Genomic DNA, 17,909 nt, shown 5'->3' with positions numbered 1-17,909 from the left:
AATTACCCTTGCTCTTGGCGTAATGCGTCGTAGGATTGTTGGAAAAGTTGGGTTAGACGCTGTTCACGTTCAGGGTCTTCTAGCGTTTCTTCGCTAAGGCGGCGTAAGAAAACCTCTTCTACTGTAAGTTCATTCAGGGTTTCATTGGCCAACGCAAGGTTTTGCCCTTGTTTTTGCTTTCTCGCACGGCGCAGTAACACGACTTCAACGGGAAGGTTTTGTGTGAGTGCTTCGATGCGTTGTTGAATATCCGCGAGATAATCTTGAGAGGCCACCTCAATATCCAACCAAACTGCATTTTCACCTTGGTAATCTTGCCATACGCTAAGTTGTTGTTCTATTTCTTTTAATGAGCCTTTAATCGTCTGTAAGGGCTGAAAAATAGGGATCGCTAACGGGGTGATTTCGGTTAATTCGCTGCCTGTGAATTCAACTAAACAGACACTTTTTTGTTGGGCGGTTTCATCAAAACTGAGGGCAATAGGGGATCCGCAATAGCGAATATGTTGTTTTCCACCAATCACTTGAGGGCGATGAATATGGCCAAGAGCAATATAATCCGCAGGGGGGAACGCCCCTGAAGGGAAGGCTTCTAATGTGCCAATATAAATATCACGCACGGAATCGGTTAATTCCGCGCCAATGACAGTTAAATGCCCCGTAGCAATAATTGGAATATCCACGCCGAGCATTGCGCGTTGTTCGAGGGCAAATTGGTAGCTGGCTAGGTAATGGTCATGAATAGCAGTTTGTAGCGAAAGCTGTTTTTCTTCAATACTTTGCCCTGCAACACTCAATTGAATATCCCGAGGGCGTAAAAAAGGAATGGCACACACGAGGCCAATGGGTTGCGATTGTTTATTGTGTAGAGTAATAACATTCGGTTCACTGCCAGAGGTGACCACTTGGGTATTGAGGTAGCTTAATAATGCGCTCGATTCATTCAGAACGGAAACGGAATCGTGGTTACCGCTCAAAATAACCAACTGGCACCCCGTTTTTTGCAAGTCCACAATAAATTTATTATATAACTCGCGGGCATAACTAGGTGGTGACCCTGTATCAAAAATGTCCCCTGCTACGATAACGGCATCAACGTGATGAATTTCGACTTGGTTTACTAACCAATCTAAAAAGTGTTGGTGCTCAGGCGCACGGCTTTTGGTAAAAAAGTATTGGCCAAGATGCCAGTCAGAGGTATGAATAATGCGCATGAGCCATCCGTTCTTGTCTTTGATAAAGGGCATAAATTACTGCTATCCAGTATACCTGATCCTATCAAAACCTCGTGTTTTTCTCGTGTTATGGCGGAATTATTTCACTTAGATGACATTTACCCGCTAATATAAGGAGAAATATTTGATTTGCGAATAGACATTCATAATTCTGTCATAAAAGTGACGCATAATGCGTTCACATTAACAATGTCTTCTTATTTACAGGAACAATCATGGCAAGACGCATTCTAGTGGTTGAAGATGAAGCGCCCATCCGAGAAATGGTTTGTTTTGTATTAGAACAGAATGGTTTTCAGCCAATTGAAGCTGATGATTATGACAGCGCAATTGCACAGTTAGTTGATCCTCTCCCTGATTTGGTTTTATTGGATTGGATGATCCCTGGTGGTTCAGGTCTCCAAGTGATTAAACATATGAAGCGCGATAGCGCGACGCGTGATGTTCCCGTGATGATGTTAACAGCACGCGGGGAAGAAGAAGATCGAGTGAAAGGGCTTGAAGTCGGCGCTGATGATTATTTGATTAAGCCGTTTTCCCCGAAAGAGTTAATTGCTCGCGTTAAAGCTATTCTCCGTCGGATCTCTCCGATGTCGACAGAAGATATCATCGAAATGAATGGGTTAACGTTAGACCCAACCTCCCACCGTGTGACGAGTAATGACACCCCGATTGATATGGGGCCAACGGAATATAAGCTTCTGCATTTCTTTATGACTCACCCTGAGCGTGTATACAGCCGTGAGCAGCTATTGAATTATGTGTGGGGCGCGAATGTTTACGTCGAAGATAGAACGGTGGATGTGCACATTCGGCGTTTAAGAAAAGCGCTAGAAACTGAAGGTCATGATAAAATGGTGCAAACAGTACGCGGTACGGGTTACCGTTTCTCTGTTCGTTATTAACGACAAACTAGGGAGAGACATGCGTGCTTGAACGCTTATCGATTAAACAGCTGGTTTGGGGGCTGTTTTTATTTATCTTGCCAGCGCTGATTTTGTCCATTTTTATCGGGCATTTGCCTTGGCTGTTGGTGGTTTCGTTACTGGCAGCCTTAGTGTGGCATGCATATAACCTGCTAAAACTATCTTATTGGCTTTGGTTGGATAAAAGTATGTTACCACCCGAGGGGCGAGGAGGATGGGAGCCGATATTTTACGGTATTTACCAGATGCAGCAGCGTAATCGTAAACGTCGCCGCGAATTAGGGCAGTTGATTAAACGTTTTCGTAGTGGCGCTGAATCCTTACCCGACGCCGTTGTGATGATGACCACTGAAGGCAATATTTTTTGGTGTAATCGCCACGCTCAGGCTTTGTTAGGCTTTCGCTGGCCAGAAGATAATGGCCAACATATTTTCAATTTATTGCGCTACCCTGATTTTAGTCGTTATTTTTCAATCAAAAGCTACGACCAAGCATTAACCATTGAGCTGAATAGTGGGGAAATTGTTGAGTTTCGTATCTTGCCTTATACCGAAGGGCAACTACTGATGGTGGCGCGAGATGTCACTGAAAAACGTCGGTTGGAGAAAGCGCGTAGGGATTTTTTTGCTAACGTTAGCCACGAACTACGTACTCCACTTACCGTTATTCAGGGATATCTTGAGGTAATGGATGACCAGGAAGGTATGCCAGCCGTCAATAAAAAAGCGCTGAATGTGATGCAAGAGCAAGCTCATAGAATGGATAATTTGGTTAAACAGCTTTTGCAGTTATCTCGTATCGAAATTGCACCGCAAATCAACCTTGATGAGCAGGTAAACATTCCAGTAATCCTCAAAATGATTGAGCAAGAAGCGTTAAGTTTAAGCCAGGGCCGCCAGCAATTTGAGTTTAATATCGATGAATCACTGCGAGTACATGGCAATGAGGAGCAACTGCGCAGTGCTGTGGCGAACTTAGTGTATAACGCCATTAACCATACGCCTGAAGGCACAAAAATTCGTGTGGATTGGCGCAAAACCAGTCTTGGTGCTCAATTTAGTGTGAAGGATAATGGGCCAGGGATCCCGTCAGAGCATCTTCCACGTTTGACAGAGCGTTTTTACCGTGTGGATAAAGCACGTTCACGTCAAGGTGGTGGTGGAACAGGGCTTGGGTTGGCTATTGTGAAACATGCCGTTCAGCACCATAGCAGCCAGCTGGTGGTCACTAGCCAAGTTGGTAAAGGGAGTGAATTCTCATTTACTTTGCCACCTGTGCTAATCGTTGATGATAAAAAATTGAAAAAATCCTAAATGATCCCACTTTATTAATATAATCAACTTGTTAATAAAGTGGATCCTGCTTGCTTACCTATTAATTAATTTTGTTAATACATTATTTTTTTATATTATCCTGCCAATTAATGATTTTGATATTATATATCCTACCAGTTAGTAAAAAAAATGAATGACAAAATGATGAGTTGATTATTTTTCGAACAAATCATATAACGAGTATTGTGATTTTACTGAAAGGAATCACTGGTTCTGAAAATTAGTTTAGTTATTTCCTCTTGTTTTCGGGTTTGCTATTGCCTTTTTGCCCTATAAAAGTTCTACTTGTTGTCAGTTATTGGCGATTTTTTCTGTTTTTTGATTTTTCGTTTTGTCATAGGCAAGCAGGCATACTTTTTTATATTGTTAACAGTATGTTTATCAGAATTCTATCTCGCTATATATATTTCAAAGGGTTGCTAAGTGCATATCCGTAATTTTTTATTTTCGCTACTAAAAATTAACATAATATGGCTCATCGTTTATCATCAAGAGATATCATCGCATTAGGTTTTATGACCTTTGCGTTATTTGTCGGGGCAGGAAATATTATTTTCCCTCCGATGGTTGGCTTACAGGCAGGGGAACAAGTTTGGACCGCCGCACTTGGCTTTTTAGTCACGGGTGTGGGTCTACCTGTATTAACCGTTATTGCATTGGCGAAAGTTGGGGGCGGAATTGAAGCCCTGAGTTCGCCAGTTGGGAAAACAGCGGGTTTACTGCTAGCGGTAGTCGCTTATTTATCTGTCGGCCCGTTATTTGCCACACCAAGAACCGCAACAGTATCGTATAAAGTCGGGATCGCACCGTTATTTGGTGGCGAATCTGATATGTTACTGTTTATCTATAGCGCGGTTTATTTTGTGTTGGTAATTGGTATTTCGCTATATCCAGGGAAACTGCTGGATAGCGTAGGGCACATTTTGGCGCCTGTTAAAATGCTTGCATTGGCTATTTTGGGTGTTGCAGCGGTGATGTGGCCTGCGGGCGATCCAATTCCGTCGACGGTAGACTACCGTGATATGGCTTTTTCAAATGGCTTTATTAACGGTTACCTCACTATGGATACCCTCGGGGCGATGGTGTTTGGGATTGTTATCGTGAATGCGGCGCGTTCAAGGGGTATCGAAAACTCATCATTACTCACTCGCTACACCATGTGGGCAGGCTTAATTGCTGGGGTACTGTTGACGTTGGTGTATTTATCCTTGTTTAAACTGGGTGAAAACAGTGGCTCGTTGATCCCAAATCCAGAAGATGGTGCGGATATCCTACATACTTATGTGCAATACACGTTTGGTGGCTACGGTAGCTTCTTCCTTGCGGTATTGATTTTTGTGGCTTGTATGGTGACTGCGGTTGGCTTGACCTGTGCTTGTGCAGAGTTCTTTAGCCGCTACGTGCCAATTTCTTACCGTAAGCTGGTGTTGATCTTAGGTATTTTCTCTATGGTCATCTCAAACTTAGGTTTGAGTAAATTAATTGCCTTCTCATTACCTGTACTGGTTTCAATTTATCCACCTTGTATTGTCTTGATCTTACTGAGCTTTACATTGAAATGGTGGAAAAATCCAACGGTGGTGATAGCCCCAACGATGCTGGTAAGCTTTGTGGTCGGTTTAATTGGTGCGGTGAAAGCGTCCGAACATTTGAAAGTCTATATCCCAGAGTGGATGACAGCGATGCCATTGTATAAACAAGATTTAGTTTGGGTATTACCTACGCTTGTTGTCTTAGTTGTCGCGATTGTCTGTGACAAAGTGGTGTCACCATCAGTGCAGCATAAGCAAGCTTAATTATCTGAATTATCAAATAAAAGGGAGCCGATTGGCTCCCTTTTTCTTTTTGAGTGTTTTCAAAACTGAAATGTACTTACCAAATAAATGTAGAGTTTTTTTGTTGAAATTAGTACTCGGTACGAATGAAGTGGTGTGTATGCGCAAGGAGGTGCAGATGAACTACTTAGAGCTTATTGAAACGACAGTATTTAGTCGTGAGCGAAAGTTATTGATGGACGATGATGAGTTTCAATTATTTCAGACATTTTTGTTAGAAAATTATGAATATGGTGACACGATAAGTCGCACTGGCGGATGCAAACATACTGGAATGAAGCAACAAGAGTTTGCTGAGGCGATTGGCTCAAGTGTGGATTTAGTCCGTAGTTGGGAGCAAAAGCGTAGATTCCCATCGGGCATGGCACTTAAAATTTTATTTCTTATTGAAAAAAAACCTAGCATTATCGATGAATTAAGGAATATTCGGGTTTAACCAAGCCCATGATAGTACAGGGCTTGGTTTTATTACGCTGAATTAATCCACGCCTACCGCACTACCTGCTGGTCGGCGAACATCATTAGATCCGTAAATAAAGCCTTCGCGGACTTTACCAGAAACGGCGGAGTCATTACCCGATGACTTAGCACTGACGCCAGCACCATCAGGGATAGCAACCATGATTAGCTCAGCGGCGCCCCAAGGTGTTTGCTCAACCATTTTATAGCCCATCTTATCGAGGAGGGCTAAGCTATCTTTCGACACACCGCGCTCTTCGTAATATACCTCATCAGGTAGCCATTGATGGTGAATACGCGGTGCATTGACGGCTTCTTGTGGTGGCATACCGTGGTCAATGATATTCAAAGCAGTTTGCAGGGTGATAGAAATAATCCGTGAGCCTCCCGGTGAGCCAAGCACTAAGAATACTTTGCCGTCTTTGGTGACAATAGTTGGGCTCATTGATGAAAGTGGACGTTTACCCGGCGCGATAGAATTTCGTTCACCTTGTACTAAGCCATAAAGGTTTTTCTCTCCAACTTTTGTGGTGAAATCGTCCATTTCATCATTAAGGAAGAAACCTGTTCCCGGAGGGATAACCACGGAGCCAAATCGACCGTTGATTGTGTAAGTAGTTGAAACAGCATTTCCTTTTTCATCAACAACCGAGTAATGCGTTGTTTCTGGCTTTTCATGAGGCCCCATACCTGGCTGAACTTGTGTTGAAGGTGTCGCTTGGTTTGGCTTGATTTCTTTGCGCAGCTCTTCGGCGTAGGCTTTGCTTAACAATTTTTCGGTTGGGTTATCCACAAACTCAGGGTCGCCAAGAAACGTATTTCGGTCCATATAGGCGTGGCGCATAGCCTCGGTTAGGGTATGAATATATTCAGCAGAATTAAAGCCCATCTCTTTAAGGTCATAACCCTCTAAAATATTTAAGGTTTGGCAGATAGTCACACCACCAGAGCTTGGCGGTGGCGCAGAAATAAATTGATAGCCTCTATAGGTACAGCTAACTGGTGTTGTGTCCGTGATAGTAAAATCGGCAAAATCTTTCGCGGTGAGTATGCCGCCATTTTTCTTTGACGCCTCCTCGACAGCTTTCGGTATTTCCCCTTCATAGAAAGCCGATGGCCCATTCTTGGCAATTTTTTCAAGGGTATTGGCTAAATCGGTTTGCACCAATAAGTCGCCAGGTTGAAAAGCGCTACCGTCAGGTTTTAAGAATATACGTGCGACTTCAGGATCTTGCTTAAAGCGCTCGGTGGTTGTATCCAGCACATCGGTATCTGCACGGGTTAGGGTGAAGCCTTCTCTGGCAAGCTTAATTGCAGGCTCCATCACTTGTTGGCGGCTCATCGTGCCGTATTTTTCTAATGCGTAATCAAGGCCTTTTACGGTACCCGGCACACCCGAAGCGAGGTAGCCATACAGGCTTGCGTCTTTGATTAACTTACCGTCTTTATCAAGATACATGTCAGCGCTTGCTGCGGCAGGGGCGGTTTCTCTAAAATTGATGAAGAGGTCTTTGCCATCAGCCAAGTGAATGGTCATAAAGCCGCCACCGCCAATATTGCCACAACACGGGTTAACAACGGCTTGGGCATAGCCAACTGCCACTGCAGCATCCACAGCGTTTCCGCCTGATTTCAAGATATCTGCGCCAATTTGTGAGGCTAAATGTTGAGATGAAACGACCATGCCTTTTTTGGCTTCAACGGCAGGTTCTGATGCAGCAAAGAGTTGGCTTGAAAATAATAAGGAAAGCAATAATGCAGCAGGGCGTAATGATGTTCTGATCATTCGTATCTCCCAGTTAAGGTAAAGTTTGATGTAACACAAATCAATAATATGAATAATTTGTTAATTATTTGTGTTTTTAATGTATAGCATACAATAGTGCAGAACGTTGAATATTTGAGTTAAGAAGTGTTAACTGGGTAGGGTTATTTATCAATAAGCAGGATTTAAATATGGATAGGAAAAGGGCTCAAAAGGAGCCCATGAAGTATATTATTTCTTATTAAACAATGCCATGTGGACCCAACCATTATTGGTTAAAATGAGAGGGCTTTGCTGTGCACGTTCAGCATGTGTTTGTGCTGATTTAATTTGAGGATAAGCCGCAATCACTTTTTCATTTTTTGCCCATGCAGCAACATCTTCCAGTTTTTGCGTGTAGTTGGCGATAGAAATCTGCTGACCACCGCGCTCAGCTGGCTCAGTAAAATTAGTGACTTCGTTAACGACTAACTTACCCGTGCAGAAACTGCCACGGCCTGAAGATTGGGCTTGCTTCTCGTTATAAAATTTTTGCCCTTCACTGGTCAATGTATATTCGACGCCATCCCCTACTTGCTCTCCACTCCACATATCTTTCACGGTGACTTGTTTTTCGCTTTTTGCCAGTAAACCTGCATTCACTAAAGTATCCAGTTGTTCAATATTACGGTAGCTGAATTTGGTGATAAAGCCTGCTGGCATAGGATCTACATTGATACAAATCGCTTTCTTAGTATCGAGGTAATCTTGGATAGACTTTTTGAAGTTACTTTCTGATGCGGTTTGGCTGCTATCACATCCTGCAAGTAATGCACTGATGAGGGCGATTGAGGTGATGAGTTTTAATTTCATTTTCCGATACCTAGCTTTGTTATTTATTTGTAATTAAATGATTCTAATTGTAACGGTAATATAAATAAGGAAAGGTTTATAGTCAGAGATAAATGATAAGGGAGATTTTGGGGTTGTTTGAGATGTTTCTTAGGACGAGATTATGAAAAGAAAAAGCGGGCAGTGCCCGCTTTCGAAAAACTAAATCGATTGATTACAGTTTTGCAGAGTTTTTGGTCAGGTAGTCAGCAACGCCTTTTGGAGAAGCATTCATACCTTCTTTTCCTTTTTCCCACTGAGCTGGGCAAACATCACCGTGCTCTTCGTGGAATTGCAGTGCGTCAACCATACGCAGCATTTCGTCGATGTTACGGCCTAATGGCAGGTCGTTAACCACTTGGTGACGAACAACACCGTTTTTGTCAACGAGGAAAGAACCACGCAGGGCAACGCCTGCTTCTGGGTGTTCAATACCGTAAGCTTTCATGATTTCGCGTTTGATATCAGCAACCATCGGGTATTTAACTTCACCGATACCGCCGTTATCTACTGGGGTTTTACGCCATGCGTTATGAACAAACTCAGAGTCAAAAGAAACACCAACAATTTCAACACCGCGTTTTTTGAATTCTTCATAGCGGTGGTCAAATGCGATCAGCTCTGAAGGACAAACGAAAGTAAAGTCCATTGGCCAGAAGAAGATCACAGCTGGACGGCCGTTCAGGTGGGTTTTCAGGTTGAAGTTTTCAACGATCTCACCGTTACCTAAAACAGCAGCAGCAGTAAAGTCAGGGGCTTGACGTGTTACCAGAACCATAATTTACTCCTATGAGTTTGATTTTTGTCCGAGAGATTTTACAAAAAATTATGTATTTTCGGACATAGACTTCCAAAAGGATAAAAAATTATCTTTTGATAATAAAGACATTTAAACCAATTATTGTGATAGGTTTTAGCTATCAATTGTACTGGTTTAATAAATTAATATCAATAAGATAGTTTTATTCTGCCAAAGTGCAAGCATTAATTTATTCCTTTGCCTGTATTGTGACATCTTGTACAAAAATTTGTTGCAGCGCATTCACCATCATTTGTGGGTAAAATTGAAAGAAAATATTTTCAAGTTCACTATACTGCAATAAAAAATCATCAAATGAACCACTTAGCGCACTCAGTTTAGGCCTTCTTTTCGCCATCCCATTCAGGGATTTACCGATATAGCTTTTGTCTGCGTAGCGAATTAACCATTGCTGCGGCCAGAGATACTCATTTAGCTCCTGAAATTTTTCAGGGGTATGACAAAGCTGAGGTTCGATAATATTTCGACAATAACGCACAAATTCAGGCAATGAAATGGCTGGCTCAATTGTCGACCAATGCAAAGACAAAAAATGATCCCATACTAAATCCAAGGTGATCGGCGCAACACGCCGATATTCCTCACGAAACAGCAATTTGGCTTCTTTGACTAAGGGATGTGTGTCAGTAATTCGATCGACGGCACGGTGCATCATAATGCCAGAGACAATTTCGGACGAGTAAATGCCCGCAGGGTTGCCGCGAACGTAGTCAGCCATTGTATTGCCGAGCAGGGAGCTGTCAGCGAGGTGGGCCAGGTGGAGGTGCGCTAAATAATTCACTTTAAAATGTCCGTCGTCTTTCAAACCACAGGGGTGTTAGCTTCGTAAAGCCACCCGAATCACATACTCATGTATGCTCATCGGGATATCTTTACTTGCTGCCTACCTGTGATTCGAAATCCATAGGACATGCAACGCAGCTTAGCTAACTTTTTGATTGCTCAAACTATAGCAGTAATTATGTTGAATTCGAAACTTACAGGACATTACTTGGTAGAGGAATAATAAAGAATTCCTCTAATTCGAAATTCATGAGGTATGAGTATTGAGAGATAAAAGGAAAAACAGAAATAATTCATTTATCGAATGGATAAATAGCGTACAGAATTTTTTGCTAACAAAATATTTGTTAAATAATGGTGGTTTTTTGTGCGATTTTGCGCTTATTTCTTGCGCCAAAGGCGGTGCGGCACTAGACTAGTCGCCTGTTTTTTTTAGATTGATGTCAATACAATGCGTGTTTCTGATTTTACTTTTGAATTACCTGAAGAACTGATTGCCCACTACCCACAGGCTGAACGTAGCGCTTGCCGCTTATTAAGTCTAGATGGCGGATCGGGGCAGCTAACGCATGGTGTTTTTACGGATGTTCTAGAAAAATTGGAGAAAGGGGATTTACTGGTATTCAACAATACTCGCGTGATCCCTGCAAGGCTATTTGGTCGTAAAGTTAGCGGCGGTAAAATTGAAGTTCTCATTGAACGCATGTTGGACGAGCACCGTGTATTAGCACATGTTCGCGCCTCAAAAGCGCCGAAAGAAGGCACTGAATTGTTGCTGGGTGAAGATGAAAGCGTCAACGCCACGATGGTGGCGCGTCATGGAGCTTTATTTGAGCTGCGTTTTGATGATGAACGGGATGTGTTGAGCATATTGAACCAAATTGGTCATATGCCATTGCCACCTTACATCGACCGACCTGATGAAGAAGCGGACAAAGAGCTTTATCAAACCGTGTATAGCGAAAAACCGGGGGCTGTCGCAGCACCAACGGCTGGCCTACACTTTGATGAGCCTTTGCTTGAAGCTTTGCGCCAAAAAGGTGTCGAAATGGCGTTTGTCACGTTACATGTTGGCGCGGGGACGTTCCAGCCTGTTCGTGTTGATACTATCGAAGACCACATCATGCACTCCGAATATGCGGAAGTGCCACAAGATGTGGTTGATGCGGTATTGGCGTGTAAAGCGCGTGGTAACCGTGTTATTGCAGTGGGAACAACGTCAGTTCGTTCATTAGAAAGCGCAGCTAAAGCCAGCCAAGATGCCTTAATTGCTCCATTTTTTGATGATACCCAAATTTTTATTTATCCAGGTTATGAATATCAGGTGATTGATGCACTCATCACTAACTTCCATTTGCCTGAATCGACATTAATTATGTTGGTTTCTGCATTTGCTGGATATAAAAACACAATGAATGCGTACAAAGAAGCGGTTGCTGAGCAATACCGTTTCTTTAGCTATGGTGATGCGATGTTTATCACCCCCAATGCGAATGCAAAATTCGAAAAAATTGGCGAATAATCAGTGATAAGCGGTGGCATCGGCTGCTTGCTTAGCAAATTAATACTATCGATAACATCAGACTGTTTTTCTGATGTTTGGAGGCAAACGTGAAATATGAATTACAAACGACCGATGGCAATGCACGCCGCGGCCGTTTAGTGTTTGAGCGCGGTGTGGTTGAAACCCCTGCATTTATGCCAGTGGGCACCTACGGTACCGTAAAAGGTATGACCCCAGAAGAAGTGAAAGAAACGGGTGCCCAAATCCTGTTAGGCAATACTTTCCACCTGTGGTTACGTCCCGGCCAAGAAATCATGAAGTTGCATGGTGACCTCCATGACTTTATGCAATGGCAAGGTCCAATTTTAACGGATTCGGGTGGTTTCCAAGTCTTTAGTCTTGGCGCGATGCGTAAAATTAAAGAAGAAGGCGTACATTTTCGTAACCCAATTAACGGTGAGAAAGTTTTCTTAAGCCCTGAAAAATCGATGGAAATTCAGTACGACCTCGGTTCAGATATCGTAATGATATTCGACGAATGTACGCCATATCCAGCAGATTGGGATTATGCAAAGACCTCAATGGAAATGTCACTGCGTTGGGCTGCACGTAGCCGCCAACGTTTTGACGAGTTAAACAATAAAAATGCCCTGTTTGGTATCATCCAAGGTAGTGTTTACGAAGATTTACGTGATATTTCGGTTAAGGGGCTGGTGGAAATCGGCTTTGATGGTTACGCTGTAGGCGGCCTCGCCGTTGGCGAACCGAAAGAAGATATGCACCGTATTTTAGAGCATGTTTGCCCACAAATTCCGGCAGAAAAACCGCGGTATTTAATGGGTGTCGGTAAACCAGAAGATTTAGTGGAAGGCGTTCGTCGTGGTATCGACATGTTCGACTGTGTGATGCCAACACGAAATGCACGAAATGGGCATTTATTTGTCACGAATGGCGTGGTAAAAATTCGTAATGCGAAGTATAAATCTGACACTTCAACGCTCGACGCGGATTGTGACTGCTATACTTGTCGTCATTACAGTCGTGCCTACTTGCATCATCTTGATAGATGTAATGAAATTCTTGGCGCAAGGCTCAATACCATCCATAATTTACGTTATTATCAACGTTTAATGGCGGGTATCCGCCAAGCCATTGAAGACGGTAATTTCGAAGAGTTTGCGAAAGATTTCTATCAAAAGATTGGAAAACCTGAACCTTCGTTAAATATCGAATGAATTTAAGTGCGAAATCACGCTAATCTGTGTAGCATAGTTAGCTTGGTTTATTCGTTAGACTTCGAATATAAACGCACTGAATTAGTTAGAGTCTGTACTTAAAATTGCTTTCAATAAAACAATGAGGAAAGTTGAATGAGTTTTTTTATTTCTGAAGCAGCGGCATCAGCAGGTGCACCAGCGCAAGGTAGCCCATACACCATGGTTATCATGCTTGTTGTTTTTGCGCTGATCTTCTATTTCATGATTTTGCGTCCACAGCAAAAACGTGCGAAAGAACACCGTAAATTGATGGAATCTATCACTAAAGGTGATGAAGTTTTAACAACTGGCGGTTTAATCGGACGTGTGACTAAAGTGTCTGAAACAGGTTATGTTGTTCTTGAACTGAGTGAGAACACAGAAGTAACCATCAAACGTGATTTCGTTGCTGCTGTTTTACCTAAAGGCACAATGAAAGCAATTTAATTCTGATTTTCCCGAAGGGAACTGCCGTGCTAAACCGTTATCCTTTGTGGAAGTATCTGATGTTGATCGTTGCGATCCTCATCGGTCTGCTTTATGCGCTTCCTAACCTATATGGTGAGGATCCGGCTGTTCAGATCACTGGCGTGCGGGGAACCGCCGCCAATGAACAAACGCTGGTCCAAGTCCAAAAATCGTTACAAGATGACAACATTGAGAGTAAGTCTATCTCTCTGGAAAATGGGGCAATTTTAGCCCGTTTCAACAACTCTGATGTTCAGTTACGTGCTCGTGAAGTCATCATGAATGCACTGGGTGACCAGTATGTTGTTGCATTAAACCTTGCACCTGCGACGCCTAAGTGGCTCGAAGCTGTCGGCGGTGAGCCGATGAAGCTGGGTCTTGACCTGCGTGGTGGGGTTCACTTCCTGATGGAAGTTGATATGGACACTGCATTAGGTAAGTTGCAGGAACAAAACATGGATGGTTTGCGTAATGACCTGCGTCAAGAAGGCATTGCGTACTCTTCTATTCGTAAAGGCAATGATTACAGCGTTGAAGTTCGCTTCCGTAATGCTGACGATCGTAGCCAAGCAGAAAAAGCACTAGCACGTAAATATCCAGACCTCGTGTTTAGTGATGGCAGCGACAACACGATGATCGCTGTGATGACCGACGAGCGCTTACGTGAAGCTCGTAACTATGCTGTTTCTCAAAACATTACTATCATCCGTAACCGTGTAAACCAATTAGGTGTTGCTGAGCCTTTAGTTCAACGCCAAGGTGCAGACCGCATTGTGGTTGAGTTACCGGGTATTCAAGATACAGCACGTGCTAAAGAAATCTTAGGCGCAACCGCTACATTAGAATTCCGCCTTGTCAATACCAGCGTGGATTCATCCGCTGCAGAAAGTGGCCGTGTACCTGGTGACTCTGAAGTTAAATATGACCGTGAAGGGGCGCCATATGTCCTGTATAAACGCGTTATTTTAACGGGGGACCATATCACTGACTCCACCTCTGAAGCTGATGAAAACGGTGCACCGCAAGTGAGCATCAGCCTTGATAGTTCTGGTGGTTCTATCATGTCTGACTTTACGCGTGATAACCAAGACAAGCTAATGGCAACGCTGTTTGTTGAATATAAAGACAGCGGTAAAAAAGATGCGACTGGCCGTTCAATCTTGGTGAAAGACGAAAAAGTTATCAATGCTGCACGTATTTCTGCACGTTTTGGTAGCAAATTCCGTATCACTGGTATCAATAATGGTAATGAAGCACGCCAGCTTTCATTATTATTACGTGCAGGTGCGTTGATTGCGCCAATTCAAATCGTTGAAGAACGTACTATCGGTCCAACACTGGGTATGCAAAATATCGAGCAAGGTCTGAAGGCGTGTATCGCGGGTCTGTTAGCGTCTATCCTGTTTATGATTATCTACTATCGTAAATTTGGTTTGATTGCGAGTAGCGCGCTGTTAGCGAACTTGGTGTTAATTGTGGGTGTGATGTCGTTGTTGCCAGGTGCAACACTTACCATGCCAGGTATTGCGGGTATCGTATTAACCCTTGCGGTTGCGGTCGATGCCAACGTACTGATCAACGAACGTATTAAAGAAGAGCTGAAAAACGGGCGATCCGTTCAGCAAGCGATTCATGAAGGTTATAAAGGTGCCTTCTCAAGTATTATCGATGCAAACTTAACGACATTGATCACCGCTATCATTCTATATGCAGTGGGGACGGGGTCGATTAAAGGCTTTGCAATTACGACAGCGATTGGTGTCGCAACCTCTATGTTTACAGCGATTGTAGGTACACGTGCGATTGTGAACCTGCTATATGGTGGTAAACGTATTAACAAGCTGTCAATTTAAGGAGCACGTTGTGGCACAGGATTATACTGTTGAACAATTGAACTATGGCCGTAAAGTCTATGACTTTATGCGCTGGGACAACGTTGCCTTCACGATTTCAGCTCTGTTATTGGTTGCATCAGTTGTCATTATCGGACTAAAAGGGTTTAACTGGGGTCTAGATTTCACTGGGGGGACGGTTATTGAGATTAACCTAAGTCAACCTGCTGATTTGGATAAAATTCGTGATAGCTTGTCTAACTCGAACCATAAAGACCCATTGATTCAAAACTTTGGTAGCAGCCGTGACATCATGATCCGTATCCCGCCAATTGAAGGCACTGCGGGTCAAGAAGTCGGCAAAGAGATTATTACGATTATCAACCAAAACGTTGATGATAAAGCCACTGTAAAACGAATCGAATTCGTGGGGCCGAGTGTCGGTGCAGAGTTGGCGCAAACAGGGGCATTAGCTCTGTTAACTGCGCTTATCTGTATTTTGATTTATGTCGGTTTCCGTTTCGAATGGCGTCTGGCAGCGGGTGCCGTATTGTCTCTTGCCCATGACGTGGTGATTACCTTGGGTATTCTGTCTCTGTTCCATATTGAGATAGATATGACCATCGTAGCATCATTGATGTCGGTTATTGGTTACTCGCTGAACGACAGTATCGTTGTTTCCGACCGTATCCGTGAAAACTTCCGCAAAATTCGTCGTGGTACACCGTACGAAATCATGAACGTCTCTTTGACGCAAACATTGAGCCGTACCATCATGACATCAGCCACCACATTATTAGTGGTTCTGATGCTGTACCTGTTCGGTGGCGCAATGTTGGAAGGCTTCTCACTGGTTATGTTAATCGGTGTAACTATCGGTACTATCTCATCTATTTATGTGGCTTCTGCATTAGCACTGAAGATGGGTATGAAGCGTGAACACTTGATGCAAGTAAAAGTCGAAAAAGAAGGCGCAGACCAAGAGTCATTACTGCCTTAGTTTTTAAAAACGATAAATAACTAAGCCAATTAGTACTCAAAATAGTTTGTGTTGTGAGTAGGCAGCAAGCGAGCGATATCCCTAGGAACATAGTAAACTATGTGACTAGGGTATCGGAGTGCAGCTAAAACCCTCACAACACGAAATATGAAGAGTTACGAACACCTTGTAAGTTACCTTACAAGGTGTTTTTTCTTGCATAGTAGGGTAAACTATCCCTCCGTAAATAGGACTCAGGAAACGCTATGCATTGCCCATTTTGCTCAGCTGTAGATACGAAAGTCATCGACTCGCGTCTGGTTGGTGAAGGTGCTCAAGTCCGTAGACGCCGCCAATGTTTGCTTTGTCATGAACGTTTTACCACGTTTGAAGTGGCAGAACTTGTCATGCCCCGAGTCATTAAAAGTGATGAAGTGCGTGAGCCGTTTGATGAAGAAAAACTCAATCGCGGTATGCAAAAAGCGTTGGAAAAACGCCCTGTTAGCTCTGATGATATTGAACAAGCTATTATTTCCATTAAGTCCCAGCTCCGTGCGACAGGGGAACGTGAAGTTCCGTCGAAATTAATTGGTAGCTTGGTAATGGATGAGCTGAAAAAGCTCGATAAAGTGGCGTATATCCGTTTTGCCTCGGTTTATCGTAGTTTTGAAGATGTGCGTGAGTTTGGCGAAGAAATCGCGAAACTACAGGATTAGCGCCAATGATTGAACAAGATAACATTTACATGGCGCGTGCTTTTGAATTAGCACGTCTTGGCCGTTTTACCACATCACCGAATCCAAACGTCGGGTGTGTGATTGTACGTGATGGCGAAATTGTGGGCGAAGGCTATCACCAAAAAGCGGGTGAACCCCATGCGGAAGTGCATGCACTGCGAATGGCGGGCGAGAAAGCGAAAGGGGCAACGGCGTATGTCACCCTTGAACCTTGTAGCCATCATGGCCGTACACCACCTTGTGCAGAAGCATTGATTAACGCAGGCGTGAGTCGTGTTGTTGCCGCGATGCAAGACCCCAACCCACAGGTCGCTGGGCGTGGTCTGTACATGTTGTCTCAAGCGGGAATTGAAACTCGCAGTAATGTTTTATTAGAGGAAGCCGAAGCGGCAAACCGCGGTTTCTTAAAACGCATGCGTACTGGCTTCCCGTATATTCAGTTAAAACTTGCCGCCTCACTCGATGGTAAAACCGCGTTAGAGACAGGCGAAAGTAAGTGGATCACCAGTGCTGCGGCACGTAAAGATGTCCAAGAGTTTCGTGCCCAGGCTAGCGCCATCTTAAGTACCAGTAGCACTGTGATTGCGGATGACCCATCTCTGACAGTGCGTTGGAACGAGCTCCCCGCGGATATTCAACACGTTTACCCAGAAAGCCAAGTGCGCCAGCCAATCCGTATTGTGCTGGATAACCACAACCGCGTGACGGCTGACCATAAAGTCACACAACTTGAAGGTGAGTGTTGGTTAGTTCGCGCAACCCCAGAAGCAAACACATCATGGCAAGGAAAAGTTGAGCAGATTGCCGTTCCCGCTGATGATAACGGCACTGATCTGGTTATTTTAATGATGCAGCTGGCGAAACGTAACGTAAACAGTATTTGGGTAGAAGCGGGGGCCAAATTAGCGGGATCGTTACTCAAGCTGGGTATTGTTGATGAACTGATTGTGTATATTGCCCCTAAATTACTGGGCAACAATGCACGTGGTTTGGTTGATTTCCCTGCATTAAATGCCTTGGTGGATGCGCCAAGATTTGAATTTACAGATGTGACGAAAGTCGGTGATGACCTGCGTGTCAGGCTACGCCCTGTCTGGTAAGTGCGT

The 17,909-nt window shown here is 43.6% G+C and carries 16 protein-coding genes; 11 read left to right on the top strand and 5 right to left on the bottom strand.

Annotated elements, in window-relative coordinates:
• Positions 1 to 2 precede the first annotated feature (2 nt).
• The gene (sbcD, locus tag AABS66_RS10975; RefSeq protein ID WP_272574205.1) at positions 3 to 1,214 is read right to left on the bottom strand and encodes an exonuclease subunit SbcD; all 1,212 of its coding nucleotides are present in this window, start codon (positions 1,212 to 1,214) and stop codon (positions 3 to 5) included.
• 236 nt (positions 1,215 to 1,450) lie between these two features.
• Here sbcD and phoB point away from each other — a divergent pair, with 236 nt between their 5' ends.
• The 4 genes from phoB (at position 1,451) to AABS66_RS10955 (ending at position 5,766) form a co-directional block, all read left to right on the top strand.
• The gene (phoB, locus tag AABS66_RS10970; protein WP_206084557.1) at positions 1,451 to 2,140 is read left to right on the top strand and encodes a phosphate regulon transcriptional regulator PhoB; all 690 of its coding nucleotides are present in this window, start codon (positions 1,451 to 1,453) and stop codon (positions 2,138 to 2,140) included.
• Positions 2,141 to 2,163: 23 nt separating this feature from the next.
• Positions 2,164 to 3,474 (top strand): phosphate regulon sensor histidine kinase PhoR, encoded by a 1,311-nt coding sequence (gene phoR / locus AABS66_RS10965; RefSeq protein ID WP_206084558.1) that lies wholly within the window; start codon positions 2,164 to 2,166, stop codon positions 3,472 to 3,474.
• A gap of 491 nt (positions 3,475 to 3,965) precedes the next feature.
• Positions 3,966 to 5,291, top strand: coding sequence for a branched-chain amino acid transport system II carrier protein (gene brnQ, locus AABS66_RS10960; protein WP_206084559.1), 1,326 nt, complete (start codon positions 3,966 to 3,968; stop codon positions 5,289 to 5,291).
• Positions 5,292 to 5,448: 157 nt separating this feature from the next.
• Positions 5,449 to 5,766, top strand: a complete 318-nt coding sequence (locus AABS66_RS10955; RefSeq protein WP_272538982.1) for a helix-turn-helix domain-containing protein — start codon at positions 5,449 to 5,451, stop codon at positions 5,764 to 5,766.
• 42 nt (positions 5,767 to 5,808) lie between these two features.
• On the opposite strand, the gene ggt is transcribed toward AABS66_RS10955, so the two are convergent.
• The 4 genes from ggt to AABS66_RS10935 form a co-directional block, all read right to left on the bottom strand.
• Positions 5,809 to 7,575 carry a gamma-glutamyltransferase gene (gene ggt, locus AABS66_RS10950; protein ID WP_206084561.1) on the bottom strand — a complete coding sequence of 589 codons (1,767 nt, stop codon included), beginning with the start codon at positions 7,573 to 7,575 and terminating at the stop codon, positions 5,809 to 5,811.
• Between the two features lie 210 nt (positions 7,576 to 7,785).
• On the bottom strand, positions 7,786 to 8,406 hold the full coding sequence (locus tag AABS66_RS10945; RefSeq protein WP_206084562.1) for a hypothetical protein: 621 nt from the start codon (positions 8,404 to 8,406) through the stop codon (positions 7,786 to 7,788).
• A gap of 193 nt (positions 8,407 to 8,599) precedes the next feature.
• Positions 8,600 to 9,202 carry a peroxiredoxin C gene (locus AABS66_RS10940; RefSeq protein WP_219245721.1) on the bottom strand — a complete coding sequence of 201 codons (603 nt, stop codon included), beginning with the start codon at positions 9,200 to 9,202 and terminating at the stop codon, positions 8,600 to 8,602.
• Between the two features lie 211 nt (positions 9,203 to 9,413).
• Positions 9,414 to 10,025, bottom strand: a complete 612-nt coding sequence (locus AABS66_RS10935; RefSeq protein ID WP_206084564.1) for an ACP phosphodiesterase — start codon at positions 10,023 to 10,025, stop codon at positions 9,414 to 9,416.
• Positions 10,026 to 10,478: 453 nt separating this feature from the next.
• Between AABS66_RS10935 and queA the strand changes: the two genes are divergently transcribed.
• From queA to ribD, 7 genes are all read left to right on the top strand, one after another.
• Positions 10,479 to 11,549, top strand: a complete 1,071-nt coding sequence (queA, locus tag AABS66_RS10930) for a tRNA preQ1(34) S-adenosylmethionine ribosyltransferase-isomerase QueA (RefSeq protein WP_206084565.1) — start codon at positions 10,479 to 10,481, stop codon at positions 11,547 to 11,549.
• 89 nt (positions 11,550 to 11,638) lie between these two features.
• Complete coding sequence (gene tgt, locus AABS66_RS10925; RefSeq protein ID WP_219245724.1) at positions 11,639 to 12,766, top strand: tRNA guanosine(34) transglycosylase Tgt; 1,128 nt, start codon at positions 11,639 to 11,641, stop codon at positions 12,764 to 12,766.
• Positions 12,767 to 12,901: 135 nt separating this feature from the next.
• A complete protein-coding gene (gene yajC / locus AABS66_RS10920) occupies positions 12,902 to 13,234 on the top strand; it encodes a preprotein translocase subunit YajC (RefSeq protein ID WP_004905542.1) in 333 nt (110 codons plus the stop codon).
• Positions 13,235 to 13,260: 26 nt separating this feature from the next.
• The gene (gene secD / locus AABS66_RS10915) at positions 13,261 to 15,108 is read left to right on the top strand and encodes a protein translocase subunit SecD (protein ID WP_272538985.1); all 1,848 of its coding nucleotides are present in this window, start codon (positions 13,261 to 13,263) and stop codon (positions 15,106 to 15,108) included.
• 10 nt (positions 15,109 to 15,118) lie between these two features.
• A complete protein-coding gene (gene secF / locus AABS66_RS10910; RefSeq protein ID WP_206084568.1) occupies positions 15,119 to 16,087 on the top strand; it encodes a protein translocase subunit SecF in 969 nt (322 codons plus the stop codon).
• A 245-nt stretch (positions 16,088 to 16,332) separates the two neighbouring features.
• Positions 16,333 to 16,782 carry a transcriptional regulator NrdR gene (gene nrdR, locus AABS66_RS10905; protein ID WP_206084569.1) on the top strand — a complete coding sequence of 150 codons (450 nt, stop codon included), beginning with the start codon at positions 16,333 to 16,335 and terminating at the stop codon, positions 16,780 to 16,782.
• A gap of 8 nt (positions 16,783 to 16,790) precedes the next feature.
• Positions 16,791 to 17,903, top strand: a complete 1,113-nt coding sequence (gene ribD, locus AABS66_RS10900) for a bifunctional diaminohydroxyphosphoribosylaminopyrimidine deaminase/5-amino-6-(5-phosphoribosylamino)uracil reductase RibD (protein WP_206084791.1) — start codon at positions 16,791 to 16,793, stop codon at positions 17,901 to 17,903.
• The last annotated feature ends 6 nt before the right edge of the window (positions 17,904 to 17,909 follow it).

The sequence above is a fragment of the Providencia sp. SP181 genome, from assembly GCF_050446505.1.
GTDB lineage: Bacteria > Pseudomonadota > Gammaproteobacteria > Enterobacterales > Enterobacteriaceae > Providencia > Providencia vermicola.
The sequence above is the reverse complement of the archived record's forward strand: the minus strand, read 5'-3'. Positions and strand labels throughout refer to the sequence as shown.